The organism is Nonomuraea sp. NPDC050786, from assembly GCF_040654115.1.
Lineage (GTDB): Bacteria > Actinomycetota > Actinomycetes > Streptosporangiales > Streptosporangiaceae > Nonomuraea.
Map to the genome: position 1 here is coordinate 1 of NZ_JBFAHJ010000050.1, position 24,892 is coordinate 24,892.

General features: G+C 70.7%; 22 protein-coding genes. 6 read left to right on the forward strand and 16 right to left on the reverse strand.

All coding sequences use genetic code 11. The features are described 5' to 3' along the window. Positions 1-592 precede the first annotated feature (592 nt). On the reverse strand, positions 593-1,036 hold the full coding sequence (locus AB0H84_RS50375) for a MarR family transcriptional regulator (RefSeq protein WP_357621040.1): 444 nt from the start codon (positions 1,034-1,036) through the stop codon (positions 593-595). A gap of 76 nt (positions 1,037-1,112) precedes the next feature. Between AB0H84_RS50375 and AB0H84_RS50380 the strand changes: the two genes are divergently transcribed. Beyond that, entirely contained in the window at positions 1,113-1,496 is a 384-nt protein-coding gene (locus AB0H84_RS50380) for a PPOX class F420-dependent oxidoreductase (RefSeq protein WP_357621042.1), read from the forward strand. Positions 1,497-1,521: 25 nt separating this feature from the next. Beyond that, on the forward strand, positions 1,522-2,955 hold the full coding sequence (locus AB0H84_RS50385) for a glycosyltransferase family 39 protein (protein ID WP_357621044.1): 1,434 nt from the start codon (positions 1,522-1,524) through the stop codon (positions 2,953-2,955). Positions 2,956-3,010: 55 nt separating this feature from the next. Here the strand turns inward: AB0H84_RS50385 and tyrS are convergent, their stop codons facing one another. Further along, a complete protein-coding gene (gene tyrS, locus AB0H84_RS50390; protein WP_357621046.1) occupies positions 3,011-4,279 on the reverse strand; it encodes a tyrosine--tRNA ligase in 1,269 nt (422 codons plus the stop codon). A 92-nt stretch (positions 4,280-4,371) separates the two neighbouring features. Here tyrS and AB0H84_RS50395 point away from each other — a divergent pair, with 92 nt between their 5' ends. After that, positions 4,372-4,773 carry a PH domain-containing protein gene (locus AB0H84_RS50395; protein WP_357621048.1) on the forward strand — a complete coding sequence of 134 codons (402 nt, stop codon included), beginning with the start codon at positions 4,372-4,374 and terminating at the stop codon, positions 4,771-4,773. Here the strand turns inward: AB0H84_RS50395 and AB0H84_RS50400 are convergent. The 9 genes from AB0H84_RS50400 to argC all read right to left on the reverse strand — a co-directional run bounded on the left by AB0H84_RS50400 (position 4,713) and on the right by argC (position 13,920). Next, positions 4,713-5,522 (reverse strand): DNA-3-methyladenine glycosylase, encoded by an 810-nt coding sequence (locus AB0H84_RS50400; RefSeq protein WP_357621050.1) that lies wholly within the window; start codon positions 5,520-5,522, stop codon positions 4,713-4,715. The genes AB0H84_RS50395 and AB0H84_RS50400 overlap by 61 nt on opposite strands. Then, complete coding sequence (gene argH / locus AB0H84_RS50405) at positions 5,504-6,925, reverse strand: argininosuccinate lyase (protein ID WP_357621052.1); 1,422 nt, start codon at positions 6,923-6,925, stop codon at positions 5,504-5,506. Before argH ends, AB0H84_RS50400 begins: the two co-directional genes overlap by 19 nt. Before the next feature lie 106 nt (positions 6,926-7,031). Then, the gene (locus AB0H84_RS50410; protein ID WP_357621054.1) at positions 7,032-8,231 is read right to left on the reverse strand and encodes an argininosuccinate synthase; all 1,200 of its coding nucleotides are present in this window, start codon (positions 8,229-8,231) and stop codon (positions 7,032-7,034) included. 36 nt (positions 8,232-8,267) lie between these two features. After that, positions 8,268-8,762, reverse strand: a complete 495-nt coding sequence (locus AB0H84_RS50415) for an arginine repressor (RefSeq protein ID WP_357621126.1) — start codon at positions 8,760-8,762, stop codon at positions 8,268-8,270. An 8-nt stretch (positions 8,763-8,770) separates the two neighbouring features. Next, entirely contained in the window at positions 8,771-9,718 is a 948-nt protein-coding gene (argF, locus tag AB0H84_RS50420; protein ID WP_357621055.1) for an ornithine carbamoyltransferase, read from the reverse strand. Further along, entirely contained in the window at positions 9,715-10,881 is a 1,167-nt protein-coding gene (locus tag AB0H84_RS50425) for an acetylornithine transaminase (protein WP_357621057.1), read from the reverse strand. The genes argF and AB0H84_RS50425 overlap by 4 nt, the downstream gene beginning before the upstream one ends. Next, positions 10,881-11,753 (reverse strand): acetylglutamate kinase, encoded by an 873-nt coding sequence (argB, locus tag AB0H84_RS50430; RefSeq protein WP_357621059.1) that lies wholly within the window; start codon positions 11,751-11,753, stop codon positions 10,881-10,883. Before argB ends, AB0H84_RS50425 begins: the two co-directional genes overlap by 1 nt. Next, positions 11,750-12,901 carry a bifunctional glutamate N-acetyltransferase/amino-acid acetyltransferase ArgJ gene (gene argJ, locus AB0H84_RS50435; protein ID WP_357621061.1) on the reverse strand — a complete coding sequence of 384 codons (1,152 nt, stop codon included), beginning with the start codon at positions 12,899-12,901 and terminating at the stop codon, positions 11,750-11,752. The genes argB and argJ overlap by 4 nt, the downstream gene beginning before the upstream one ends. After that, positions 12,898-13,920: an N-acetyl-gamma-glutamyl-phosphate reductase gene (gene argC / locus AB0H84_RS50440; protein WP_357621063.1), complete on the reverse strand. Its 1,023-nt coding sequence runs from the start codon at positions 13,918-13,920 to the stop codon at positions 12,898-12,900. The genes argJ and argC overlap by 4 nt, the downstream gene beginning before the upstream one ends. A 145-nt stretch (positions 13,921-14,065) precedes the next feature. On the opposite strand from argC, the gene AB0H84_RS50445 reads away from it, so the two are divergent. Further along, on the forward strand, positions 14,066-14,605 hold the full coding sequence (locus AB0H84_RS50445; RefSeq protein ID WP_357621065.1) for a hypothetical protein: 540 nt from the start codon (positions 14,066-14,068) through the stop codon (positions 14,603-14,605). A gap of 4 nt (positions 14,606-14,609) precedes the next feature. Here AB0H84_RS50445 and AB0H84_RS50450 read toward each other — a convergent pair whose 3' ends face one another. The 5 genes from AB0H84_RS50450 to AB0H84_RS50470 all read right to left on the reverse strand — a co-directional run bounded on the left by AB0H84_RS50450 (position 14,610) and on the right by AB0H84_RS50470 (position 22,113). Then, on the reverse strand, positions 14,610-16,649 hold the full coding sequence (locus AB0H84_RS50450; RefSeq protein ID WP_357621067.1) for a bifunctional aldolase/short-chain dehydrogenase: 2,040 nt from the start codon (positions 16,647-16,649) through the stop codon (positions 14,610-14,612). Positions 16,650-16,655: 6 nt separating this feature from the next. Continuing rightward, a complete protein-coding gene (rhaI, locus tag AB0H84_RS50455; protein ID WP_357621069.1) occupies positions 16,656-17,813 on the reverse strand; it encodes an L-rhamnose isomerase in 1,158 nt (385 codons plus the stop codon). A 100-nt stretch (positions 17,814-17,913) separates the two neighbouring features. Further along, positions 17,914-19,221 carry an RNA-guided endonuclease IscB gene (gene iscB, locus AB0H84_RS50460; RefSeq protein ID WP_357621071.1) on the reverse strand — a complete coding sequence of 436 codons (1,308 nt, stop codon included), beginning with the start codon at positions 19,219-19,221 and terminating at the stop codon, positions 17,914-17,916. A gap of 342 nt (positions 19,222-19,563) precedes the next feature. Further along, positions 19,564-19,881 (reverse strand): L-rhamnose mutarotase, encoded by a 318-nt coding sequence (locus AB0H84_RS50465; RefSeq protein WP_357621073.1) that lies wholly within the window; start codon positions 19,879-19,881, stop codon positions 19,564-19,566. Between the two features lie 300 nt (positions 19,882-20,181). Then, the gene (locus AB0H84_RS50470; protein ID WP_357621074.1) at positions 20,182-22,113 is read right to left on the reverse strand and encodes a beta-galactosidase; all 1,932 of its coding nucleotides are present in this window, start codon (positions 22,111-22,113) and stop codon (positions 20,182-20,184) included. Positions 22,114-22,452: 339 nt separating this feature from the next. On the opposite strand from AB0H84_RS50470, the gene AB0H84_RS50475 reads away from it, so the two are divergent. After that, a complete protein-coding gene (locus tag AB0H84_RS50475; protein ID WP_357621076.1) occupies positions 22,453-23,454 on the forward strand; it encodes a substrate-binding domain-containing protein in 1,002 nt (333 codons plus the stop codon). Beyond that, positions 23,451-24,869 carry a rhamnulokinase family protein gene (locus AB0H84_RS50480; RefSeq protein WP_357621078.1) on the forward strand — a complete coding sequence of 473 codons (1,419 nt, stop codon included), beginning with the start codon at positions 23,451-23,453 and terminating at the stop codon, positions 24,867-24,869. The genes AB0H84_RS50475 and AB0H84_RS50480 overlap by 4 nt, the downstream gene beginning before the upstream one ends. Positions 24,870-24,892 lie beyond the last annotated feature (23 nt).

Below are 24,892 nucleotides of genomic sequence, written 5' to 3' on the forward strand. Positions count from 1 at the left end.
GCAATATCCGTCAATCATGACGGGGTCATGCATGTATCTATCTCATGCACTGGCTTTTAACACACTGTTGAGTTCTCAAGAAACGGACGCGTACATCCTCGCTCAAGCCTGCTGGCCTTCGCTCGGAGGCGTACCGTTCGTTTTCCTAAACTTTACCGAGCTTGCCAGTTTCCTGTCAAATCCGAGGATTTGCTAGGAGCCTGACTTACTTGGCTAGGATGTTGCACCCCGTCTCCGGGGCAACCCTCACAACTTACCGTGTCATCCAGAGCTTGTCGAATCAACCGATTTTCCGGTGACTTCGGCATGCCCAACGATGACCTCGGTGCCAGAGCACGCCGAAGCGGCTCCGCCGAGTGGCTCGTTATTTCAAGGGGCTTGCGCGGGGCCCGTCCGCCTGAGCGGCGTCCGGCTCACTCCCGGCGCGAACAGAAAGATTAGGTCGCGATCCGCGACACGTCAAATCGCCTTGCCAAGCCGCCCGTCACCGCCCGACTGAGAGCCAACGGTCCACCCGAGCAGACCCGGCAGGAGCGCCGGACAGGTGGCCGGCACGCCGTACAGGTCCGGCGGGCACGCCGGGCCGGACACGTCACAGCTCCCGGGCGGCGCGGGCGATGGCCTCGCCGCACCGGGCCAGCAGGTGCCGCAGCGTCTCCCGCTCCGCCGCGCTGAACTCGGCCGCGATCGCCCGCTCGACCACCACGGCCCGCTCGTCCGCCGCCTCCAGCGCCGCGTGCCCTGCCTCGGTCAGCCGGGTCTCCAGGACCTTGCGGTGCCAAGGGTGCGGTGAGCGCGTGATGAGGCCCTGCTCCTCCAGGTTCTTCAGCACCACGGTCATGGCCTGGGGTGTGACCAGGCACGCCCGCGCCAGCGCCGCGCCCGAGATCCCCGGGCTGTCTGCCAGCGCGAACAGTGCCGCGTACTGGGGAACGGTCAGTCCCGCCGGCCGGACGGCGGCCTGTTTCGCGGCGATCAGGGCCTGCTCGGCGCGCTTGATGTCCGCTCCCAGGCGTTCCTCCGCAGGCATCCCCATACCGGGAATCGTACAACATTGATAGGTATCAAGGTTTTGATATGTTGATAGCCACCGTTGTCGAGAAGGAGACGTGATGATTCCCGAGAGCCACTTGGATCTGCTGCAGCGGCCGCTCTTCGCCCACCTGGCGACGATCGGACCGGACGGAGTGCCCAATGTGAATCCGGTCTGGACGATCTGGGACGGAGAGCACTTGCGGTTTACGACCACGACGGACCGCCGCAAGTACCGAAATGTCGTGGAAAATCCGCAGGTAGCGGTCTCCATCAACGATCCGGAGAAGCCGTACCGCTATGTGGAGATCCGTGGCGTGGTCGAGCGGGTCGACCCCGACCCATCGGGCGACTTCTTCGACGTCCTGGCCAACCGCTACGGCCTGGAGTACGAGCGCCCGGTCGGCGACGCCGAGCGGCGTGTGGTGATCGTTGTGAAGCCGACGCGCACCACCCAGCAGTAGCCTGCCGAACGCGTATCCTGCCCCGGTGACCACTGCCGCCACACTCGCTCCCCCGGCCCGTCCCGCCGAACGGCTCCGCACCTCCACCCCCTGGTGGATGGCATTGATCGCCGGGGCCGCGGCGTTCACGGGGACGGGCTCCGCCACCCTGAACGGCGACGAGCTGGCCACCATCAGCGCCGCCTCCCGGTCGCTGCCGGGCATGTGGGAGCTGGCGCGTCACATCGACGGGCACTTCCTCCCCTACTACCTGTTCATGCACCTCTGGGTGAAGGCGGGCACGGCGGAGCTGTGGCTGCGGCTGCCGTCGGCGGTGGGGATCGGCGTGGCGGCCTGGTTCCTGGTCGAGCTGGGCCGGCGGCTGCACAGCACCCGGGCCGGGGTGATCGCGGCCGCGATCTTCGCGATCCTGCCCTCGGTGTCCTACTTCGGGGCCTTCGCCAGGCCGTACGCGTTCGCCGCGGCCGCCGTCGTGTTCTCGTTCTGGGCGCTGCACCGGGCGATCGAGCGGCCGGACGGCAGACGGTGGGTGCTGTACGGAGTGGCGGTCGCGCTCGTGTGCTGCACCCATCTCTTCGCCGTGCTGGTGCTCCCCGCCCAGCTGGCGCTGGCGCGCCGGGACCGGGTGGTGCCGATGCTGGCGGCGCTGGCCGTCGGGGGCCTGCCCGCTGTCGTGCTGGGGCTGGTGGGGTTCGGGGAGCGGCACGCGATCAGCTGGATCCCGCAGCGGGGGCCCGAGGTGTGGCTGAAGTTCCCCAAGATGGCGGCGGGGGCCACCGGCCTCGGGGCGATGTTGTTCGCGATGGCGCTGGCCGGTGCGGTGCTGCTGTGGAGAGCGTCGCACGGTGAACGGCGGACGTGGGTGTTCGCGCTGGCCGGATGGCTGGTCCTGCCTCCGGTGCTGCTGCTCGCGGTGTCGCAGCTGGTGACGCCCGTCTATGTGGATCGGTACCTCTTCGTGACCGCCCCCGCGCTCGCGCTGCTGGCCGGGCTCGCCGTGGCGGCCCTCCCCCGGCTCCACGTGGTGGCCGCGGTGGTGGTCGTGCTGCTGGGGTGCGCGCTGTCGTTCCAGGAGCATGTGACAGTACGCGAGGAGAACGGGCGGTTCGAGAACATTCCCTGGGCGCTGCGCGTCATCAAGGCCGAGCCCGATGACGCGATCGTCTACGGGCAGAGCCAGCTCCGCATCGGCTTCGAGTACTACGCCGACTCCCTGATGCCCGTCGACGTGCTCAAGACCGGCGACGCGCCCTTGCCCGACGGGTTCGGGTATCCCGAGCGGTCCGACATGGACGCCGCGTTGAAGGGACGCGAACGGGTGTGGGTGGTCTGGCGCGGGAGCAAGGAGTCGGCGATCCCGCGAGTGGGGGACGTGGAGAAGGCGGGGTTCGAGCTCAGCGTGGCCAAGCACTCCGCGGACCTGCCGGGGCTGACGGTGGCGCTGTTCACCCGCCGCTGAACGCGGAAGCGGGCCCTCTCCCACCTGGAGAAAGGCCCGCTTCAAGCGAGACGACCTATGAGGCGACCTCGACGCCGCCGATCGACTTCTTGCCGCGCCGGAGCACCATGTAGCGCCCCTGCAGCAGGTCGTCGGAGGTCGGCACGTACGCCTCGTCGGTGATCTTGACGTTGTTCAGGTAGGCCCCACCCTCCTTCACGGCGCGCCGGGCCGCCGACTTGGACTCCACCAGCCCGCTGTCGGCCATGAGGTCCACGAGCGGCGTCCCGAGTGCGGGGATCGTGGCCTTGGGCACCTCGGCCAGCGCGGCTCCGAGCGTCGAAGCGGGCAGGTCCTCCAGCGCCCCCTGGCCGAAGAGCGCCTTGGAGGCGGCCACGACCGCGTCGAGCTCCTGCTTGCCGTGCAGCAACTCGGTGAGGTCCTCGGCCAGCGTCCGCTGCGCCTCGCGGGCGAAGGGCCGCTCGGCGACGGCCTTCTCCAGGGCCTCGATCTCCTCGCGGCTCTTGAACGTGAACACCTTGAGATAGTGGATCACGTCGCGGTCGTCGGAGTTGAGGAAGTACTGGTAGAAGGCGTAGGGCGAGGTCATCTCGGGGTCGAGCCAGAGCGCGCCGCCCGCCGTCTTGCCGAACTTGGTGCCGTCGGCCTTGGTGATCAACGGCAGGGTGAGCGCGTGGACGTGCGCGCCCTCGATGCGGCGCACCAGGTCGGCTCCGGCCGTGATGTTGCCCCACTGGTCGCTGCCGCCGATCTGCAGCGTGCAGTCGTAGCGGCGGTACAGCTCGAGGTAGTCGTTGGCCTGGAGGATCTGGTAGCTGAACTCGGTGTAGCTCAGCCCCTCACCCTGCAGCCGCGCGGAGACCGACTCCCTGGCCAGCATGCGGTTGACCGGGAAGTGCTTGCCGATGTCGCGCAGGAAGCCGATGGCGCTCAGCTGGCCGGTCCAGTCGAGGTTGCTGACCATGAGGGCGGCATTCGGCTGAGCGTCGAAGTCGAGGAAACGGCCGACCTGCCCGCGCAGGCGCTCCACCCACTCGGCGACGACCTCACTGGCGTTGAGCGAGCGCTCGGTGTTGCGTCCGCTCGGGTCGCCGATCAGGCCGGTGGCGCCGCCGACCAGGCCGATCGGACGGTGCCCGGCCAGCTGCAGGCGGCGCAGCGTCAGCAGGGGTACGAAGTGGCCGACGTGCAGGGAGGGCGCGGTCGGGTCGAAGCCGGAATAGACCGTGATCGGTCCCTTGGCCATGGACGCGCGCAGGGCGTCGAGGTCGGTGGACTGAGCGATCAGTCCTCGCCACGCGAGGTCATCGAGAATGTCGGTCACGGTGCCGGCTTTCCATTGAGACGTTGGACATTAAGTATGACAAGCGTGCCCGATCGCCTGGGTTGACCGCCACTTGGATACGCTCTGTCTCCATGTGGAGGGTCCGTCGCGAGCTGGCCGTTTTCAAGATCTTAGGGGCTCTTGTGTGTGCCGGGCTCGCCGTCTACTGGTGGCTCGAGGGCGACCTGCGCGGCGTGGTGCTGGCCGTCCCCGCGGCCGTGCTGATCGGCGGGATGGGGCTGCGCGACCTCATCGCCCCCGTACGGCTGGCCGCCGACGAGAGCGGGATCACCGTGGTGCACGGGTTCGCGGGCAGGCGGCACGTGCCCTGGGAGGCGATCCAGGACGTCAAAGTGGACGTCCGCAGGCGTTGGGGGCTGCGGAGCGAGATGCTCGAGATCGACACCGGCGACTACCTGCACCTCTTCAGTCCTCACGAGCTGGGCGCCTCTCCCACGGAGGTGGCCGCGGCGTTGCGGCGGCGCGGCACGTGAGGGCGGTACGGCGACACGGTCGGGTCGCCGTCGATCCAGAACCGCCAAGGGGTGTCCTTGGCCGTCGAGATGCCGGTACGCGGGCCCGACCTGATCGACGCCGGGTCGGCCGGCAGGCCCTCCAGGACGGCCGCCGCCCCGTGGGGCACGCCGGTCAGCCGGCGGCCGGCCGCGAAGGGCGCGTCGCCGGGGAGCGCCCACGAGGGGTCCACGATCGCGTCGAGGCCGTTGTGCTCGCGGAGCAGGCCGAGGACGACGGCCAGCCTGGCGGGGCCGCGCGCGAGGTCCCGGTCGGGAATCGTCCTGCCGCGCGCCCCAGTGCCGTTGCCAGGGCCGTTGCCAGTGCCAGGGCCGTTGCCAGTGCCTTTGCCCGTGCCGTTGCCCGTGGCGGAGCGCCGGACGCGGGCCTCCTCGAGGCCCGCCACCACCTCCCCCGCCCGCAGCAGCACGGCCGAGCCGAAGCCTTCGGGCAGGCAGACGAGGTTCGCGCAGAAGTGCATGCCGTACGTGAAGTACACATACAGGTGACCCGGCGGGCCGAACATGACGGCGTTGCGCGGCGTCTTGCCCCGGTAGGTGTGCGCGGCCGGATCCTCACCGGGGCCGCCGTACGCCTCGACCTCGGTCAGGCGCACAGCGACGGGACCGTGCACGAGCACGCGCCCGAGCAGGTCGGGCGCCACCTCGTGCGACGGCCGGTCGAAGAAGCTCCGCGGCAGCGCGGCGGGGCTCAGCTCCCCGCTGCCCATGCCGCCTGCGCGTCGACCGCCTCCCGGAGCGCGACGAGCTGGTCGCGCACGCGGTCGGGGGCGGTGCCTCCGTGGGCCTTGCGGGCGGCCAGGGCGCCGGGCACGTTGAGGACGTCGCGGACGTCGGGCGTCAGGTGCGGCGACACCTTGACGAGCTCGTCGTCGGTGAGCTCGCCCAGGTCCTTGTCGTTGACCTGGCACCACACCACGAGGTGGCCGACCGCCTCGTGGGCCTCGCGGAACGGGACCCCGCGGCGGACGAGCAGCTCGGCCAGGTCGGTGGCCAGCGCGAACCCGTCGGGGGCCGAGGACTCCATGCGGGCGGTGTTGACCCGCATGGTCGCGACCAGCCCGGCCATCGCGGGCAGGACCAGCAGCAGGGTGTCGACCGCGTCGAAGACGGGCTCCTTGTCCTCCTGCAGGTCGCGGTTGTAGGTCAGCGGCAGGCCCTTGAGCGTGGTCAGCAGCGACATCAGGTTGCCGATCAGGCGGCCGGACTTGCCGCGGGCCAGCTCGGCGACGTCGGGGTTCTTCTTCTGGGGCATGATCGACGAGCCGGTGGAGTAGGCGTCGTCCATCTCGATCCAGCGGAACTCCTGAGAGGCCCACAGGACGATCTCCTCGCCCAGCCGCGACAGGTGCACGCCGATCATGGCCGCGTCGAACAGGAACTCCGCCGCGAAGTCGCGGTCGGCGACGGCGTCCATCGAGTTGGGCGCGGCGGCCGAGAAGCCGAGCTCCTCCGCCACGGCCTGCGGGTCGAGCGGCAGCGACGAGCCCGCGAGCGCGCCCGAGCCGAGCGGGGAGATCGCGGCGCGCTTGTCCCAGTCGGTGAGCCGGTCGATGTCGCGGGCGAAGGCGTGGACGTGGGCCAGCAGCTGGTGGCCGAACGACACCGGCTGCGCGTGCTGCAGGTGCGTCATGCCGGGTGCGGCCGTCTCCGCGTGCTCCTCGGCCTGGGCCATGAGCGCGGTCTCCAGCTCGACCAGGCGGGAGACGACCGTGCGGGCGTGGTCGCGCAGGTAGAGGCGCAGGTCGGTGGCGATCTGGTCGTTGCGCGAGCGCCCTGCGCGCAGCTTGCCGCCGAGCGAGCCGAGCCGCTCCAGCAGGCCGCGCTCCAGCGCGGTGTGCACGTCCTCGTCGGCGACCGTCGGCCGGAACTCGCCCTCCTTGCAGGCGCGCTCCAGGTCGTCGAGCGCGCCGATCATGCGCTCGAGCTCGTCGTCGTCCAGCAGCCCCGCCCTGTGCAGCACGCGCGCGTGCGCCCTGGACGCGGCCAGGTCGTACGGCACGAGCCGCCAGTCGAAGTGCACGCTCACCGACAGCCGGGTCAGCGCGTCGGACGGGCCGCCTTCGAAGCGTCCGCCCCACAGCCGCATCGGCTTGCCATCACTCACCGTCATCTCCTTCGTGACCGTTCCAATGGTCGCACCCGCTTCGGGACTCGTTGGCATCGTTTCTCGCTCTCTCGCCCCGAGCTCCTGTGCTCCGGCGCGACCATAGTGCACGTCACCCCTTCTTGGCGTCCCGCGCGGCGGCGATCTTAGCCGGTAGCGAGAAGAGCTGGACGAACCCCTTGGCCAGCGACTGGTCGAATGTGTCGCCGCTGTCGTACGTGGCCAGGGAGAAGTCGTACAGGGACTGCTCGGACCGGCGGCCGGTGACGGTGGCCTGGCCGGCGTGCAGAGTCATGCGGATGTCGCCGGAGACGTGCTGCTGCGCGTCGGCGATGAGCGCGTCGAGGGCGCTCCTGAGCGGCGAGAACCACAGGCCGTCGTAGACCAGCTCGCTCCACCGCTGGTCCACGCCGCGCTTGAACCGGGCCAGGTCGCGCTCGACGGTGACGTTCTCCAGCTCCATGTGCGCGGTGATGAGCGCGATGGCGCCGGGCGCCTCGTACACCTCCCGCGACTTGATCCCGACGAGGCGGTCCTCGACCAGGTCGATCCGGCCGACGCCCTGCGCGCCGGCGCGCCTGTTGAGCTCGTCGATGATCTGGTACGGCGTCAGCGCGCGGCCGTCGATCCCGACGGGTACGCCCTGCTCGAACGTGATGACGATCTCGTCGGCGTCGCGCGGCTGGGACGGGTCGGCCGTGTAGGAGTAGACCTCCTCGGTGGGGCCGTTCCAGATGTCCTCGAGGAAGCCGGTCTCGACGGCGCGGCCCCAGAGGTTCTGGTCGATCGAGAACGGGTTCTTCTTCGTCGTCTCGATCGGCAGGCCCTTGGCCTCGGCGTACTCGATGGCCTTGTCGCGCGTCCAGGCGAAGTCGCGGGCGGGCGCGACGACCTTGAGGTCCGGGGCGAGTGCGGACAGGCCGGCCTCGAAGCGGACCTGGTCGTTGCCCTTGCCGGTGCAGCCATGGGAGACGACCGTGCCGCCGAACCGCTTGGCCGCCGAGACCAGGTGCTTGACGATGAGCGGGCGCGACAGCGAGGAGACCAGCGGGTAGCGGTCCATGTAGAGGGCGTTGGCCCGCAGGGCCGGCACGCAGAAGTCGGTGGCGAACTCCTCCTTGGCGTCCACCACGATCGACTCGGCCGCGCCGCAGTCGATCGCCCGCTGCTGGATCGCCTGCATGTCCTCCCCGCCCTGGCCGAGGTCCACGGCGACGCAGATCACCTCGGCGGCCATCTTCTCGGCGAGGTACGGGATGGCGACCGAGGTGTCCAGGCCGCCGGAGTACGCGAGAACCACTCGTTCCGGCATTTCACTATCTCCTGCTACAGATCTCGATGCGGGGCGCTAGCCGCGCCGGTCGGCCACCTTCAGCAGCGCCTCCGCGACGGCCTGGCCGCCCGTCGGATCGCGGCTGATGACGAGGATCGTGTCGTCGCCGGCGACCGTGCCGAGGATCGACTCCCAGTCGGCGTGGTCGATGGCGGAGGCCAGGAACTGCGCCGCGCCCGGCGGGGTGCGCACGATGACCAGGTTGGCCGAGGCTTCGGCGCCGACCAGCAGCTCCTCGGCGATGCGGTGCAGCCGCGCCGCCGGGGACTCGCCGGTGCCGAGCCTGGTGAGCGGGATCCGGCCGCCGCCCTCGCCGGGCAGGGCGTACACCAGGGACCCGTCGTCGGCGCGCAGCTTGAGCGCGCCCAGCTCGTCGAGGTCACGCGAGAGCGTGGCCTGGGTGACCTCGACGCCGCTCTCGGCGAGCAGCTTGGCGAGCTCCGGCTGGGAGCGCACGGCCTTCCGCATCAGCAGGTCGGTGATCTTCGCCTGCCGCGCGGCCTTGGTCATCGGAATCGTCACCGGCGAGTCACCAGCCAGTGGAGCAGCGCCTTCTGGGCGTGCAGGCGGTTCTCCGCCTGGTCCCATACGACGCTCTTCGGGCCTTCGAGCACCTCTTCGGTGATCTCGTAGCCGCGGTAGGCCGGCAGGCAGTGCAGCACGATCGCGTCCGGCGCGGCGTGCTCGAGCAGCTCGGAGTTCACCTGGTACGGCTTGAGCACGGCCACCCGCTGCTCCTTGCCGTCCTGGCCCATCGACACCCAGGTGTCGGTGGCGATCACGTGTGCTCCCTGGACGGCGGCGACCGGGTCGGACAGCGCGATCACCGAGCCGCCCGTCCTGGCCGCGATGGCGGCCGCCTGGTCGAGGATGACCGCGTCCGGCTGGTAGCCGGCCGGGGCGGCGATGCGCACGTGCATGCCCGCGGTGGCGCAGCCGAGCAGGTAGGAGTGGGCCATGTTGTTGGCGCCGTCGCCCAGGTACGTGAGCGTGACCCCGGCGGTCCTGCCCAGCTTCTCCTGGACGGTCTGCAGGTCGGCGAGGATCTGGCAGGGGTGGAACTCGTCGGTGAGCGCGTTCACGACGGGCACCCGGGAGTGGGCGGCCATCTCGTCGATGAGCTCCTGCCCCGTGGTGCGCCAGACGATGGCGGCGACCTGCCGGTCGAGCACCCTGGCGAGGTCGGCGGTGGGCTCGCCGCGGCCCATGAGGACCGAGACGTTGTCCACGATCAGCGGCAGCCCGCCGAGCTCGCCGATGCCGGTGTGGAAGGAGATCCTGGTGCGGGCCGACGGCTTGTCGAACAGGACGGCGACGCTCTGCGGGCCCTCGAACGGGCGGTAGCCGAAGCGGTCCTTCTTCATGGCCGCGGCGAGGTCGAGGACCTCCGCCTGCTCGGCGGGCGTGAGGTCGTCATCCCTGAGGAAGTGTCTGATTTGCGCCGAGTCCGCGCGGTGCCTGATCACTTGGCCGCCTCCGTGAGGATCGCCGGGTACGCGGACACGAAGGCGTCGATCTCCTCCGCCGTGACGACGAGCGGGGGCGCGAGGCGTACCGCGTCCGGCTGGAGGGCGTTGACCAGGAAGCCGGCGCTCTGGGCGGCCTTCTGGACCTCCGGCGCGCGGGGCTCGGCCAGCACGGTGGCCAGCCAGAGGCCGCGCCCGCGCACGCCCTTCAGCAGCGGATGATCGATCGACTCCAGGCCGGCGCGCAGCCGCGCGGAGGCCGACCTGACGTGGCCGAGGTCGAGGTTGTCGAGCACGGCCAGCGCCGCGGCGCACGCGACCGGGTTGCCGCCGAACGTCGAGCCGTGGTCGCCCTTGGCGAAGAGCTTGCCCGCGTCGCCGAACCCGACGCACGCGCCGATCGGCAGCCCGCCGCCCAGCCCCTTGGCCAGGGTCAGGATGTCGGGGGTCACGCCGTCGGCCTGGTGGGCGAACCAGTGGCCGGTACGGCCGATCGCGGACTGGATCTCGTCGGCCACCAGCAGGGCGCCGGTCGAGTCGCAGATCTCGCGGGCCGCCTCGAAGTAGCCGTCGGGCGGCGGCACGACACCGGCCTCGCCCTGGGTGGGCTCCAGGAACACCGCGATGCAGTCGCCGGTCACGGCGTCCTTGAGCGCGTCGGCGTCGCCGTACGGGACGAAGCGGACGTCGATCGGGAACGGGCCGAACTGGTCGCGGATGGCGGCCTTGCCGGTCAGCGACAGGGCGCCGATCGTGCGGCCGTGGAAGCCGTTCTCGGCGGCGACGAAGTAGGAGCGGCCCTCACGCTTGCCGTACTTGACGGCGAGCTTGTACGCGGCCTCGTTCGCCTCGGTGCCGGAGTTGGCGAAGAAGATCTTGGCCGGGGAGTTCAGCAGGCCGAGGAGCTTCTCGGCGAGCAGCACCTCCGGCTCGTGCAGGAACAGGTTGCTGGTGTGCGCGATCTTGGCGACCTGCGTGGAGACGGCCTCGACCAGGGCGGGGTGGGCGTGACCGAGCGAGCTGGTCGCGATGCCGCCGATGAAGTCGAGATATTGCCTGCCGTCCACGTCCCAGACGCGGCTGCCCTCGCCTCGTGCCAGCGCGACCGGCGGGACGCCGTAGTTGGGCATGAAGGCTTCCTCGAACCTCTCATACAGGTTCATCAGGGCATCACCATCGTTCCGATTCCCTCATTGGTGAAGATTTCCAGCAGCAGTGAGTGTGGCACGCGGCCGTCGAGCACGTGGGCCTGCGGGACGCCGCCCTGGACCGCGGTCAGGCAGGCCTCCATCTTGGGGACCATGCCGCTCGACAGCGTGGGCATGAGCGTCTCCAGCTCGTCGGCGGTGAGCAGGTCGATCACGTCGGTGTCGTCGGGCCAGTTGGCGTACAGGCCCTCGACGTCGGTGAGGACGATCAGCTTCTGCGCCTCGAGCGCCACGGCCAGCGCGGCGGCGGCGGTGTCGGCGTTCACGTTGTAGACCTCCCCGTCGTCTCCGCGCGCCACGCTGGAGACGACCGGGATGCGGCCGTCGTCGATGAGGGCCCGCACGGCGCCGGGCTCGACCTTGATGATCTCGCCGACCTGGCCGATGTCCACGGGCTCGCCGTCCACGATCGCCTGCTTGCGCACAGCGGTGAACAGGTGGGCGTCCTCGCCGGACATGCCGACGGCGAACGGGCCGTGCCGGTTGATCAGGCCCACGATGTCGCGGTTGACCTGGCCGGTGAGCACCATCCTGACGACCTGCATGGCCTCCGGCGTGGTGACCCGCAGCCCGGCGGTGAACGTCGACTCGATGCCCAGCCTGTCGAGCGCGCTGCTGATCTGCGGGCCGCCGCCGTGCACGACGACCGGGCGCAGGCCCGCGTGGCGCAGGAAGACGACGTCCTCGGCGAAGCCCTCCTTGAGCGACTCGTCGATCATGGCGTTGCCGCCGTACTTGATGACGACGGTCGCGCCGTGGAAGCGGGTCAGCCAGGGCAGCGCCTCGATCAGCGCTCCGGCCTTGGCCTGCGCGGTGGTGGCCCTCATGAGGAGTACGCCGAGTTCTCGTGGACGTACTCGGCCGTCAGGTCCGTGGTGTGCACGGTCGCGGTGTGCGGGCCGGCCGACAGGTCGATGGTGATCGTCACGTCCCTGGGGCGCATGTCGACCTTGGAGCGGTCGTCGCCGACCGCGCCGCCGCGGCAGATCCAGATGCCGTTGATGGCCACGTTCAGGCGGTCGGATTCGAACACCGCGTCGGTGGTGCCGACGGCGGCCAGGACGCGGCCCCAGTTGGGGTCCTCGCCGTGGATGGCGCACTTGAGCAGGTTGGAACGGGCGACCGTGCGGCCGACCTTGACCGCGTCGTCCTCCGAGGCGGCGCCGATCACCTCGATGGCGATGGCCTTGGAGGCGCCCTCGGCGTCCACCAGGAGCTGCCTGGCGAGGTCGGCGCAGACCTCCTGGACCTTCTGCTCGAACTCGGCGAGGTCCGGCTTGACCCCGGCGGCGCCGCTGGCCAGCAGGAGCACCGTGTCGTTGGTCGACATGCAGCCGTCGGTGTCGAGGCGGTCGAACGTCCTGGCGGTGGCCTTGCGCAGCGCGGCGTCGAGCTCCTCACTGGTCAGCTCGGCGTCCGTGGTGATCACGCAGAGCATGGTGGCCAGGGCCGGGGCGAGCATGCCGGCGCCCTTGGCCATCCCGCCCACCATGTAGCCGCTGCCCCGCCGGAAGGAGATCTTGGAGACGGTGTCCGTGGTGCGGATGGCGTCGGCGGCGGCCAGGCCGCCATCACGGGAGAGCTGGGTCGAGGCCGTCTCGACGCCGGACAGCAGCGCGTCCATGGGCAGCCGCTCGCCGATCAGGCCGGTGGAGCAGACCGCGACCTCGCCGGCGGAGTCCTGGAGCACCTCGGCCACCTTCTCGGCGGTGGCGTGGGTGTCCTGGAAGCCCTCGGGGCCGGTGCAGGCGTTGGCGCCGCCGGAGTTGAGCACCACGGCGCGCAGCCGCCCGCCCGCCAGGACCTGCTGCGACCAGAGCACGGGGGCGGCCTTGACGCGGTTGGCGGTGAAGACGCCGGCGGCGGCCCTGCTGGGGCCGTCGTTGACGACGAGGGCGAGGTCGCGGGCGCCGCCGGACTTGATCCCGGCGGCGACGCCTGCCGCTCTGAAACCGAGTGGTGCCGTAACACTCACGGTGCAACTCCTGTCAGGGGAAGGCCGAGCTCTTCGGGCAGGCCGAGGGCGAGGTTGACGCTCTGCACGGCGCCTCCGGCCGTGCCCTTGGTGAGGTTGTCGATGGCGATGACGGCGACCACGCGGCCCGCGCGCTCGTCGAGCGTCACCTGCAGGGCGGCGGTGTTGGCGCCGTAGGTCATGGAGGTGGCCGGCCAGACGCCCTCGGGCAGGAGCTTGACGAACGGCTCGTCCTTCAGCGCGACCTCGTACGCCGTCCGCAGCGACTCCTTGGTGACGCCGGGGGCGGCGGGGGCGGTGCAGGTGGCGAGGATGCCGCGGCTCATGGGGGCCAGCGTCGGCGTGAACGAGACCCGCACGGGGGTCCCGGCGACGGCCGACAGGCCCTGCTCCATCTCGGGGGTGTGCCGGTGGACGCCGCCCACGCCGTACGCGCTGACGGAGCCCATGACCTCGCTGCCGAGCAGGTGGGGCTTGAGCGACTTGCCGGCGCCGCTGGTGCCGCTGGCGGCCACCACGACCACGTCCGGCTCGGCCAGCCCCGCGGCGAAGGCGGGCGTCAGGGCGAGCAGGACGGAGGTCGGGTAGCAGCCGGGCACCGCGATGCGGGTGGCCGACCTGAGGATCTCCCGCTGGCCGGGCAGCTCGGGCAGGCCGTAGGGCCATGAGCCGGCGTGCTCGCCGCCGTAGAACTCCTGCCAGGCCGCCGGGTCGGTGAGCCGGTGGTCGGCGCCGCAGTCGACCACCACCGTCTCCTCGCCCAGCTGGGCGGCGACGGCGGCCGAGTGGCCGTGCGGCAGGGCCAGGAAGACGACGTCGTGGCCGGCCAGCGTGTCGGCGGAGGTGTCCTCGATGACCCGGTCGGCCAGTTGCGGCAGGTGGGGCTGGTGGGCGCCGAGCCGGCTGCCCGCGCTCGATGCCGCGGTGAGCGCGCCGATCTCGAACTCGGGGTGGCCGAGCAGGATGCGCAGCAACTCACCGCCCGCGTAGCCGCTGGCTCCTGCGATCGCTGCCCTCATCGAACCCTCCTGCATGTTCATGCATCACATCTCATGACCTTGCTGTTGAAGATAATGCACTGCAGAGGATGAACATGCAAGTCAGGGTGCACTACCCCCAGTCCGTTGCAAGTGAACGACAAATGGGCCGGGCCAGGATCGGCGCATGACCGAATACCTGCCCGATCTCTCGTTCGTGACCCCCGACAGGAGGGGTCGCGGTCCCGGCCCGCTGGGCCGGGCCGTCCTGGTGCTGCTCTGGCTGGCGATCGGCGTGCTGCCGTCGGTCCTCGCGATTGCGGATCTCCGGCTCGCCACCGGCCGGACGGGGACGCCGGGCACGTTGCGGATCGTCTCGTGTGCGGATCTGGGCCAGGGCCGGTACGACTGCAGGGGGCGGTTCACGCCCGACTCGGGCGGGCCGGTCGTGGAGGTGGCGGCCTCGCCCGACTCGCACGCGGGCGACGTGACGCGGGCCCAGCTCACGCCGGAGGGCGACCGCGCGGTCCCGGCCGGGACAAGGGGGGTGCTGGCGGCCCTGACGTTGCCGGCGGTCGGGTTCGGCGGGCTGGGGTTCCTGCCGTACGTGATCATGTACTGGGCGGGCGCGCGCAGGGGGCGGCGGGCCGCCGTGGCCGGAGGTGTCCTGGTCACGGCGGCCGGAGCCGCGCTTGCGGTGGTAGGGATGGTGGCGGCCTACTCCTGATGGCTCATCGGAGGAAGGCGGCGGCGACGCCCGCGTCCACGGGGATGTGCAGGCCTGTGGTGTGGGTGAGGTCGTTGCCGGTGAGGGCGAAGACGGCGGCGGCCACGTGCTCGGGCAGCACCTCGCGCTTGAGCAGGGTGCGCTGCGCGTAGAACTCGCCGAGCTTCTCCTCCTCCACCCCGTAGACGGCCGCCCGGTTGGCGCCCCAGCCGGAGGCGAAGATGCCGGAGCCGCGTACGACGCCGTCGGGGTTGATGCCGTTGACGCGGACGCCGTGCGGGCCGAGCTCGGCCGCCAGGAGCCGCACCTGGTGCGCCTGGTCGGCCTTGGCGGCGCCGTAGGCGACGTTGTTCGGGCCGGCGAAGACGGCGTTCTTGGAGGAGATGTAGACGATGTCGCCGCCCATGCCCTGGTTGATCAGCACCCGGGCCGTCTCGCGGGAGACCAGGAACGAGCCCCTGGCCATGACGTCGTGCTGCAGGTCCCAGTCGTCGACGGTGGTCTCGAGCAGCGCGCGGGAGAGCGACAGGCCGGCGTTGTTGACGACCAGGTCGACGCCGCCGAACGCCAGCACCGCCGCGCGTACCGCCGCGGCGATCTGCTCCTCCGAGGTGACGTCCACCCCGACCGCCACCGCGACGTCCGACACCCGGTACGCGGCCGCGCCGATCTCGGCGGCGATCTTCTCCGCGGCGGCCACGTCGCGGTCGGCGACCACCACGCAGGCGCCCTCGGCGGCCAGGCGGCGGGCGGTGGCCGCGCCGATGCCGGAGCCGCCGCCGGTCACCAGCGCGACGCGGGTCGCGAGGGGCTTGGGCTTGGGCATGCGGCGGAGCTTGGCCTCCTCCAGCTCCCAGTACTCGATGCGGAACTTCTCCGACTCGGGGATGGGCGCGTAGGTGGAGACGGACTCGGCGCCGCGCATGACGTTGATGGCGTTGACGTAGAACTCGCCGGCCACGCGGGCGGTCTGCTTGTCCTTGCCGAACGAGAACATGCCGACGCCCGGCACCAGCACGATCGCCGGGTCGGCGCCCCGGATGGCCGGGGAGTCGGGGGTGGCGTGCCGGTTGTAGTAGGCGGTGTAGTCCTCGCGGTAGGCGGCGTGCAGCTCGCGGAGCCGTTCGACGGCCTGCTCCAGGGGCGCGTCCGGCGGCAGGTCGAGCACCAGCGGCGCGACCTTGGTCCGGAGGAAGTGGTCGGGGCAGGACGTGCCCAGGGCCGCGAGGCGCGGGTGCTCGGCGCGGGAGACGAAGTCCAGCACCTCGGAGGTGTCGGTGTAGTGGCCGACGACGCGGACATCCGTGGAGGCCAGGCCCCTGATGTAGGGGAACAGGGCGGCGGCGCGCTCGTGGCGCTCCGCCTCCGGCAGGGTCTCGTAGATCACCGAGCCGAACGGGTCGGGGCGGCCGTGCTCGGCCAGGTACGCCTCCGCGGTGCGGATGATCTCCAGCGAGCGCGACTCGCACTCCTCCGACGTGGCGCCCCAGGCGGTGATGCCGTGGCCGCCGAGGATGCAGCCGATGGCCTGCGGGTTGGCCTCCTTGATGGCGGCGATGTCCAGGCCGAGCTGGAACCCGGGGCGCCGCCACGGCACCCACACCACCCGGTCGCCGAAGACGCGCCTGGTCAGCTCCTCGCCGTCGGCCGCGGTCGCGATCGCGATGCCGGCGTCGGGGTGCAGGTGGTCGACGTGCCCGGCCTCGACCAGGCCGTGCATGGCGGTGTCGATCGACGGCGCGGCCCCGCCCTTGCCGTGCAGGCAGTAGTCGAACGCGGCGACCATCTCGTCCTCGCGCTCCACGCCCGGGTAGACGCCCTTGAGCGCGCGCAGCCGGTCGAGGCGGAGCACGGCGAGCCCCGACTCCTTCAGCGTGCCGAGGTCGCCGCCGGAGCCCTTGACCCAGAGCAGCTCGACCTCCTCGCCGGTGACCGGGTCGGGCGCGGCGCCCTTGGCCGAGGTGTTGCCGCCCGCGTAGTTGGTGTTGCGCGGGTCTGCGCCCAGGCGGTGAGAGCGTTCCAGCAGTTCCCTGATGACTTCCATGATTGCTCAGGCCCCCCAGCCGGCCTGGTTGCCGCCGACGCGCTCGGCGGCGATTTTCTCGAAATATCCGGACTTGGCGTACGCGGCCATCGGGTCGGGCGCCAGGCCCGACTCCTCACGCAGCTCGGCGAGCAGCGGCCGCACATCGGTGTTGAAAGCGTCCATGAACACGGCGTTCGCGCCCAGCACGTCGCCCTCCGACTGGGCGGCGGCCAGGGCCTCGCGGTCCACGAGCAGGGCCTTGGCGGTGGCCTCCTGGACGTTCATGACCGAGCGGATCTGGCCCGGGATCTTGGGCTCGATGTTGTGGCACTGGTCCAGCATGAACGCCACGCCTGTCTCGGGGTCGAGGCCGCCGCCGCGTACCACCTCGAACATGATGCGGAAGAGCTGGAACGGGTCCGCCGCCCCCACCATGAGGTCGTCGTCGGCGTAGAAGCGGGAGTTGAAGTCGAACCCGCCGAGCTTGCCCTCGCGCAGCAGGAACGCCACGATGAATTCGATGTTGGTGCCCGGCGCGTGGTGCCCGGTGTCCACCACGACCTGCGCCTTGGGGCCGAGCTTGACGCAGTGGGCGTACGCGGTGCCCCAGTCGGGCACGTCGGTGGCGTAGAAGGCGGGCTCGAAGAGCTTGTACTCCAGCAGGAAGCGCTGGCCCTCGCCGAGCCGGTCGTACACCTCGGCCAGCGACTCGGCCAGGCGGTCCTGGCGGGCCCTGATGTCGTCCTGGCCCGGGTAGTTGATGCCGTCCGAGAACCACAGCTTGAGCGTGTCGGAGCCGGTGGCGTCCATGATGTCCACGCACTCCAGCAGGTGGTCGGTCGCCTTGCGGCGCACCCGCGCGGAGGGGTTGGTCACGCTGCCGAGCATGTAGTCGTCGTCCTGGAAGACGTTGGAGTTGATGGCTCCGATGCCCACTCCCAGGTCACGCGCGTGCCTGGCCAGGTCGGCGTAGTCGTCCACCTTGTCCCAGGGGATGTGCAGGGCGACCGTGGGGGCGACGCCGGTGAAGGCGTGCACCTGGGCGGCGTCGGCAAGCTTCTCGTACGGGTCGCGCGGCACACCCTGCTGCGTGAACACCTTGAACCTCGTGCCGCTGTTGCCGTACGCCCACGATGGCGTCTCGATGTGCTGGGTACGTAGCGCGGCCTTGATGTCAGTCATCGAACCTTCTCCGTGGATACTCTGGCCTTCAAGCCTGAGGGGAAACGAGCTCCCACGTAGCGGGACAGGGGGAGGCGGTTCGACACATTGCGAACCGCCGTCAGGGTGTGCACGGGCGTTCTTCCTTCTTTGTCATGTAGGTGTAGCCGTCGGCTCGCTGGAGCAGGCGCAGATGCTTGTGTGAGGTCTTGACAAGGCCGGTAGGGGTCTGCACTGTGTGGCTGCCGGAGGTGCGCACGGCGACCCTGCCGGTGTGGGTTCCGGCGTGTTTGCCTTTCGGCACGATCGCGCGTACGAGGTCCCCGGTCTGGTATCCGTGAATCTGTTTGGTGCGGGGCAGGCGCAGGCGGGGGAAGCCAGAGGCGTCGGTGCGGGTCCGGCAGTACGTACCTCTGCCGGTGGCGGCGACAATCAGCACCCGGCCCGGCCAGGACACCACGCGGTCGAGTTCGCCCACATGGAGGGCGTCCAGGACGTGGGATTTGGGGGCGCCGGTGCGGTGCCGATTCCACTTCGTGCGGCCCCCGCTGCCGCGGCGTACCGGTAGGCCAGTCTGCTTCAACGCCGCATAGAGAGCCCAGCGGGTGGCGTTGACGGCGGCGGCGTCCCGCATCGGCGCTTTGGCGTGCGCGAGCACCTGTGCCAGCACCACCGGGCGTCCTGCCAGGAACTCGGTCACCGGCATGCTGTTCTTGGCCTGGTTGCACGGCACACATGCCACACACAGGTTGCTGATCCGGTCCGAGCCGCCCCGGGAACGGGGCTGGATATGGTCGATGTTCAACGGGACGCTGCTCGCCGAGCAATAGGCGCAGGCCCGACCCCGTTTCTCCAGCAGGTATTCACGCACCTCGTAGCCGTACAGCGTGCCGTGCTGATACTCGGCACCCTCCAATGGCCTGCCCGCGGCCAGGGCGTGGGTGTCGAAGCGCACGGTCTCCACGTGGATCGCTCGCACGGGGGCCAGACGGCGCGATCGTTCCACCCAGCTCATCGTGGTGTCGACGCGATGCCGCAGGCTCGGGGCGAGCCAGCCGTCGGGGCGGGTGCGGTTGGCGAACCTGGAGAGGCGGTAACGCAGGTTAGCCGTGCGGCGGCGCCTGCGGTAGGCCGAGCGCGCGGTGAGCCTGTCGCGGATCTTGTCGCCGCGGTGGTCGAGTTGGATGCCGTACACGCCGTGTCGAGTGCCGTCGTGGGCCTGGAAAACGCTGATGCCGGTGTGCTTGCTGCCGGGATCCAGGGCGACCTCCACGCCCTCGACTTCGGACTGCTTGGCGGTGCGGTCCTTCAGCCGGACGGCGAAGGGGATGTGCTGGGCCACCACCGCGCGCCCTGATTCCAGGAGTTTGCGGGCCCGAGCTGGGTGGCACGGGTCCAGCGGCGTGCCATCGGAGGCGAGGACGAACACGCGAGGTGCGGTCTCACGACCGCGGGCTCCGCTTGCGCGGGTGACGCCCTCGCCGTCAGGTGAGGCGGCGTGGGTCTCCCCTCGACCATGTTCCACGCCGGATACCCGCACGCAGCGGGTGTCCGCGCCCCGTTTCGTCCCTGCTCCAGGGGTGTCTGCTGACGCGGATTCCAGAGTCCGGCGCTGAGGAAGCACGCCGGAGTGGGTCTGCTCTCCTACGTGCAACGTAGCCATCAAGGTCACCTCCTTATGTGTGACGGCTGGGTCTGGTCACTCCGGCCCGCCCCTGTCAACAGGGCAAGCCCCGGCCTTCAGGCCGGGGAGCGAGTGACTACTCCCCGATCAATCCAGGTGGAATACCTCGGTCAGCGGCACCATGCCTTCGTCGGGACGCCCGTCGAGGTCCTCGAAGAAGGGCGCCATCTCGGCCTGCCAGCGGGCGTTGACCTCGGTGTCGGCCATGGCCTTCTTCGCGGTCTCGAAGTCCGCGGTCTCCAGGTAGCCCACGAGCAGGCCATCGTCCCTAAGGAAGATCGAGTAGTTGTGCCAGCCGGTACGCGACAACGCCTCTCGCATCTCCGGCCAGACGTCCCGGTGGCGTTCGCGGTACTCCGCCAGCCGCTCTGGGCGGACCTTCAGCAGGAAGCAGACGCGTTGCACTAACACTCCTTTCAAAACGTTTTAATAGGCTCCGGCAGGAAACTATGACTCCTGGCGGCCACTGTCAATGCGATCCAGCTCCAATGCGACACAAAGAGGACCCTCGCAAGTGACACGTTTTAGGCGGCCAAGCCCGATCGAGATCCGACCGACCCACCTACACGTCCATGCGCGCACCACCCCAAACCTTCACCCTTAGTGATAGAAACAGTACGAAGAGTTTACATCGCCGAATCGAACTCACGAGCGATACGTGGACGCTGATAGGCCCTGGCGTATCAGCGACGCCAGGGCCTGGTCTCAGGCAGGGATGATGCGGACGTCGCCCGCCACCACCGTGACGGGCTCGCCCGCGGGCGGGGTCACGACGGCGTCCTCGCCGGTGTGGTTGATGGCGAACAGGTAGGAGCGGCCGTCCGGGTGCGAGCGCCGTACGACCTCCACCCCCGCGGGGGCGTCGGCGGCGGGCCCGACCCCGGCCTCGGCCGTGACGGCGGCGATGACCTCGGCCAGGCCGTCGTCGTCGAGCCTGGTGGTGAGGTAGTGCGCGTAGCCCTCGCCCCACTCGTTGCGGGTCCAGGCGGGCTCCCCGGTGGCGTACGTGTCGAGCACCTTCGCGCCGGTGGCCTGCGCCACCTCGCTCCACACGCTCCCCGACCACCCCGAGGCCAGCCGGATCGGCCCGTCAAGGGGGAAGAACTCCTCGACGGTGACCCCCAGCAGGTCGCGCCACGCCCCGGGGTAGCCCCCGAGCCGTACCCGGTCGTGCTCGTCCACGATCCCGCTGTACGGGCCCACGAGCGCGACCCCGCCCCGCTCCACGAACCGGACGAGGTTGGCCGCTCCCGCGTCGCTCACCAAGTAGAGCGCGGGCACCAGCACCAGGCGGTAGCCGGTCAGGTCGCCCTCCGGGTGGGCCAGGTCGCAGGTGACGCCGGCCCGCCAGAGCGCGGCGTGCCAGCGCTTGGCCTCCTCCACCGGGTCCATCTCGGTGCTGGGCTGGGCGGGGTGGTCCTGGGCCCACACGCTGGAGTGGTCGACGAGGATCGCGACGCCGGCCTCGACCGTGCTGCCCGCCACGCCCTCCAGCCCGGCCAGCTCCGCGCCGAGCGCCCTCACCTCGCGCCAGATCTTGGTGTTCGTGCCCGCGTGCGGCACCATCGCCGAGTGCCACTTCTCCGCGCCCGCGCGGGAGGCCCGCCACTGGAAGAACATGATCCCGTCCGCTCCCCTGGCCAGGTGGGACAGAGAGTTGCGGCGCAGCTCGCCGGGCTTCTTGGCGAGGTTGCGCGGCTGCTGCCAGTTGACCGCGCTGGTCGAGTGCTCCATCAGCAGCCAGGGCCGGCCGCCGCCCAGCGAGCGGGCGTAGTCGGCCGCGAAGGCCAGGTCGATGTGCGGCTCCGCGCGGGCGCCGATCAGGTAGTGGTCGGTGGAGACGACGTCCATCTCGGCGGCGAAGGCCCAGCAGTCCATGTCCCAGTGCGCGCCCGCCATCAGGTTCGTGGTGGCGGGCACGTCGGGGGTGATCTTCTTGAGCAGGTCGCGCTCGGCGGTGTAGAGCTCGATCAGCGCGTCGGAGCTGAAGCGCCGGTAGTCGAGCTGCTGGCCCGGGTTCGGGAAGGTGGGGGTGGCGCGCGGCGGCAGGATCTGGGCCCACTCGCTGTAGCGCTGGGACCAGAACGCGGTGCCCCACGCCTCATTGAGCGCGTCGAGCGAGGAGTAGTGCGAGCGCAGCCAGGCGCGGAAGGCGGCGGCCGAGGTGTCGCAGTAGCAGCGCGCGTTGTGGCAGCCGTACTCGTTGTGCACGTGCCACAGGGCCAGCGCCGGGTGGTCGCGGTAGCGCGTGGCCACCTGCTCGGCGACGCGCAGGGCCTTCTCGCGGTAGATCGGCGAGCTGGGGCAGAAGCCCTGCCTGCTGCCGTGGTACAGCCGCCGCCCGTCGGCGTCCACCGGCAGCGCCTCCGGGTACGTGTCCCCGAACCACGGCGGCGGCGCGGCCGTCGGCGTGGCCAGGTTGGCCTTGACGCCGTTCGCGGCCAGCAGGTCCATCACCCGGTCGAGCCAGCCGAACTCGAACACGCCCTCCATCGGCTCGATCAGCGACCAGGAGAAGATGCCGACGCTGACCCGGTTGACGCCGGCCTCGCGCATCAGCGCGACATCCTGCTCCCACGTCTCCTCGGGCCACTGCTCGGGACTCCAGTCCCCGCCGTAGGCGATAGCGTCCGGCATGAAACCTGCCTTTCGATTAACTGTTAGCGCTCACAGCGGGTTACGGCTGCGTTCACGGGGATTAAAACGTTCCTCAACAGCGTCGCACAAGGGCTTGCGTGGGTGCCGTGAGCGGGTCCGCGCTGATCAACAAGGGTGATTGCCCAGGCAGGGAGGGCGGCTAGAGGTGCGAGCCGTGATGCTGCCGTTATTTGAACGTTATGCAACAAGGCGTCGCGCGTACACGCGCGAGGCCGGATAGAAACGTTTTACTAACCTCGGTTTGCCTGGCCGCCCCGATCGCGACTGAACCCCTGCCCGACTGGCACAAACGTGGTTTGTACGTTTTAATGGATCCTCATGGCCCTGGTCAGCATCAAGGACGTCGCCGCGCACGCCGGCGTCTCCCCAGGCACGGTCTCCAACGTACTCAATCGGCCCGGCAAAGTCGCGCCCGCCACCCGGGAGCGGGTGGAGGCGGCGATCAGCGAGCTGGGGTTCGTCCGCCACGGCTCGGCCTCGACGCTGCGCGCCGGGCACAGCAGGACGATCGGCCTGAGCGTGATCGACATCGGCAACCCGTTCTTCACCGAGGTCGCGGCCGGCGTCGAGGACGTGGCCAGCGAGCTGGGCTACGCGGTGATCCTGGGCAACTCGGCGGGCTCGCAGGACAAGGAGGACCGCAACCTGCGGGTGCTGGCCGAGCACCGGGTGCGCGGCGTGCTGATCACGCCGTCCGGCGAGGACCCCGGCAGGCTCGACCGGCTGCGCGAGCGCGGCATCAGCGTGGTGCTGGTCGACCATCCGGCGCACCGGCCCGACCAGTGCGCGGTGGCCGTGGACGACGTCGCCGGCGGCCGGGCCGCCGTCACGCACCTGCTGGCCAAGGGCGCGCGCAGCGTCGCCTACGTGACCGGGCCGCTGACGATCAGGCAGTGCGTCGAGCGCCGGGAGGGCGCGAAGGGCGCGATGCGGGCCGCCGGGCTCGACCCCGACGACCTGAAGGTCGCCGAGGCCGCCACGATGACGGCCCGCGCGGGCGAGAAGGCCGCCGCCGACCTGATCGCGGGCGGCCTGCCCGAGGCCGTGTTCTGCGCCAACGACCTGCTCGCGCTCGGCGTGCTGCGCGCGCTGCTGCGGGCCGGGGTGCGGGTGCCGGAGGACGTGGCGCTGATGGGGTACGACGACATCGACTTCGCCGCCGCCTCCACCGTGTCGCTCAGCTCGATGCGGCAGCCGACGTACCAGCTGGGCCGGATCGCCACCGAGCTGCTGCTGGACGAGTGCGACAACCCGGACACGCACGCCCACCAGCACATCATGTTCCAGCCGGAGCTCATCGCCAGGGAGTCCACTCAATGAGCCGCCGTTTCGCCGCCGTCGACCTCGGAGCCTCCAGCGGCCGGGTGATGCTGGCCGATCTGTCCGACGGCCTGGAGCTGACCGAGGTCCACCGCTTCCCCAACGGGCCGATCACCCATGAGGGCCACCTCCGCTGGCACATCACCAAGCTCTACGAGGAGATCCTCGCCGGCCTGCGCAGCGCGGGCCCGGTGTCGTCCATCGGCGTGGACTCGTGGGCGGTCGACTACGGGCTGCTCGACGAGACGTACGGCCTGCTGGGCAACCCGGTGCATTACCGCGACGACCGCACGCAAGGGGTGTCCGAGCGGGTGGCCGAGCAGGTCGGGGCGGAAGCGCTCTACGACGTGTCGGGGCTGCAGGTGCTGCCGTTCAACACGATCTACCAGCTGCTGGCCGACGACCGGCTCGGCGAGGCCAGGACGATGCTGCTGATCCCCGACCTGATCGGCTACTGGCTCACCGGCGAGGTGGGCGCTGAGGTGACCAACGCCTCGACGACGGGGCTGCTCGACGTGCGCACCAGGTCGTGGGCGTTCCCCCTGATCGAGCAGCTCGGGCTGCCCGCCCGGCTCTTCCCGCCGCTGCGGCAGCCCGGCGAGGCGGTCGGCAAGCTGCGGCGGCATGTGGCCGACGTGGTCGGCGGCTGGTCCGCGCCCGTCATGGCGGTGGCCTCGCACGACACCGCCTCGGCCGTGGCCGCCGTTCCGGCGTCCGGTCCCGCGTTCGCCTACATCTCCTGCGGCACCTGGTCACTGGCCGGTGTGGAGCTGCCGGAGCCGGTGCTGACGCCCGAGAGCCGGGCCGCGAACTTCACCAACGAGGCGGGCATCGACGGCACCGTCCGCTATCTGCGCAACGTCATGGGGCTGTGGCTGCTGCAGGAGTGCCTGCGCGCCTGGCCCGGCTCCGACCTGGGCGAGCTGCTGAAGGCCGCGGCGGGCGAACGGCCGTTCGCGGCCGTGGTGAACCCGGACGAGCCCGCGTTCCTGCCGCCGGGTGACATGCCGGCCAGGATCGCCGCCGAGTGCCGCCGCACCGGCCAGCAGCCCCCGTCGTCCCCGGCCGCGTACGTGCGGTGCGTGCTGGAGAGCCTGGCGCTCGGGCACCGGCTGGCGGTGCGGCAGGCGATGGAGCTGTCGGGGCGCGACGTCGAGGTCGTCCACCTGGTGGGCGGCGGCTCACGTAACGAGCTGCTGTGCCAGCTGACCGCCGACGCCTGCGGGCTGCCGGTGGTGGCCGGGCCCGGGGAGGCGACCGCGCTCGGCAACGTGCTCGTGCAGGCACGGGCGGCAGGTCTGGTCTCGGACCTGGAGGAGATGCGCGCGCTGGTCGCCTCCTCCCAGCCGCTGCGCCGCTACGAGCCGTCCGGTGACTCCCAGGCGTGGTCAGAGGCGGCCGCGCGCCTCCTCTGACCCCCTCCACCTGCGGGTTTTCG

Excerpts from the sequence above, each read along its gene's own strand:
- argH (WP_357621052.1), bottom strand. The coding sequence starts at position 6,925 with ATGACGGTGAGTGATGGCAAGCCGATGCGGCTGTGGGGCGGACGCTTC.
- AB0H84_RS50375 (WP_357621040.1), bottom strand. The coding sequence starts at position 1,036 with ATGGGGATGCCTGCGGAGGAACGCCTGGGAGCGGACATCAAGCGCGCC.
- AB0H84_RS50425 (WP_357621057.1), bottom strand. The coding sequence starts at position 10,881 with ATGAACCTGTATGAGAGGTTCGAGGAAGCCTTCATGCCCAACTACGGC.
- AB0H84_RS50445 (WP_357621065.1), top strand. The coding sequence starts at position 14,066 with ATGACCGAATACCTGCCCGATCTCTCGTTCGTGACCCCCGACAGGAGG.
- AB0H84_RS50415 (WP_357621126.1), bottom strand. The coding sequence starts at position 8,762 with ATGACCAAGGCCGCGCGGCAGGCGAAGATCACCGACCTGCTGATGCGG.
- AB0H84_RS50380 (WP_357621042.1), top strand. The coding sequence starts at position 1,113 with ATGATTCCCGAGAGCCACTTGGATCTGCTGCAGCGGCCGCTCTTCGCC.
- AB0H84_RS50395 (WP_357621048.1), top strand. The coding sequence starts at position 4,372 with ATGTGGAGGGTCCGTCGCGAGCTGGCCGTTTTCAAGATCTTAGGGGCT.
- AB0H84_RS50410 (WP_357621054.1), bottom strand. The coding sequence starts at position 8,231 with ATGCCGGAACGAGTGGTTCTCGCGTACTCCGGCGGCCTGGACACCTCG.
- AB0H84_RS50470 (WP_357621074.1), bottom strand. The coding sequence starts at position 22,113 with ATGCCGGACGCTATCGCCTACGGCGGGGACTGGAGTCCCGAGCAGTGG.
- AB0H84_RS50450 (WP_357621067.1), bottom strand. The coding sequence starts at position 16,649 with ATGGAAGTCATCAGGGAACTGCTGGAACGCTCTCACCGCCTGGGCGCA.
- argC (WP_357621063.1), bottom strand. The coding sequence starts at position 13,920 with ATGAGGGCAGCGATCGCAGGAGCCAGCGGCTACGCGGGCGGTGAGTTG.
- AB0H84_RS50475 (WP_357621076.1), top strand. The coding sequence starts at position 22,453 with ATGGCCCTGGTCAGCATCAAGGACGTCGCCGCGCACGCCGGCGTCTCC.
- AB0H84_RS50480 (WP_357621078.1), top strand. The coding sequence starts at position 23,451 with ATGAGCCGCCGTTTCGCCGCCGTCGACCTCGGAGCCTCCAGCGGCCGG.
- argB (WP_357621059.1), bottom strand. The coding sequence starts at position 11,753 with ATGAGGGCCACCACCGCGCAGGCCAAGGCCGGAGCGCTGATCGAGGCG.
- rhaI (WP_357621069.1), bottom strand. The coding sequence starts at position 17,813 with ATGACTGACATCAAGGCCGCGCTACGTACCCAGCACATCGAGACGCCA.
- AB0H84_RS50400 (WP_357621050.1), bottom strand. The coding sequence starts at position 5,522 with ATGGGCAGCGGGGAGCTGAGCCCCGCCGCGCTGCCGCGGAGCTTCTTC.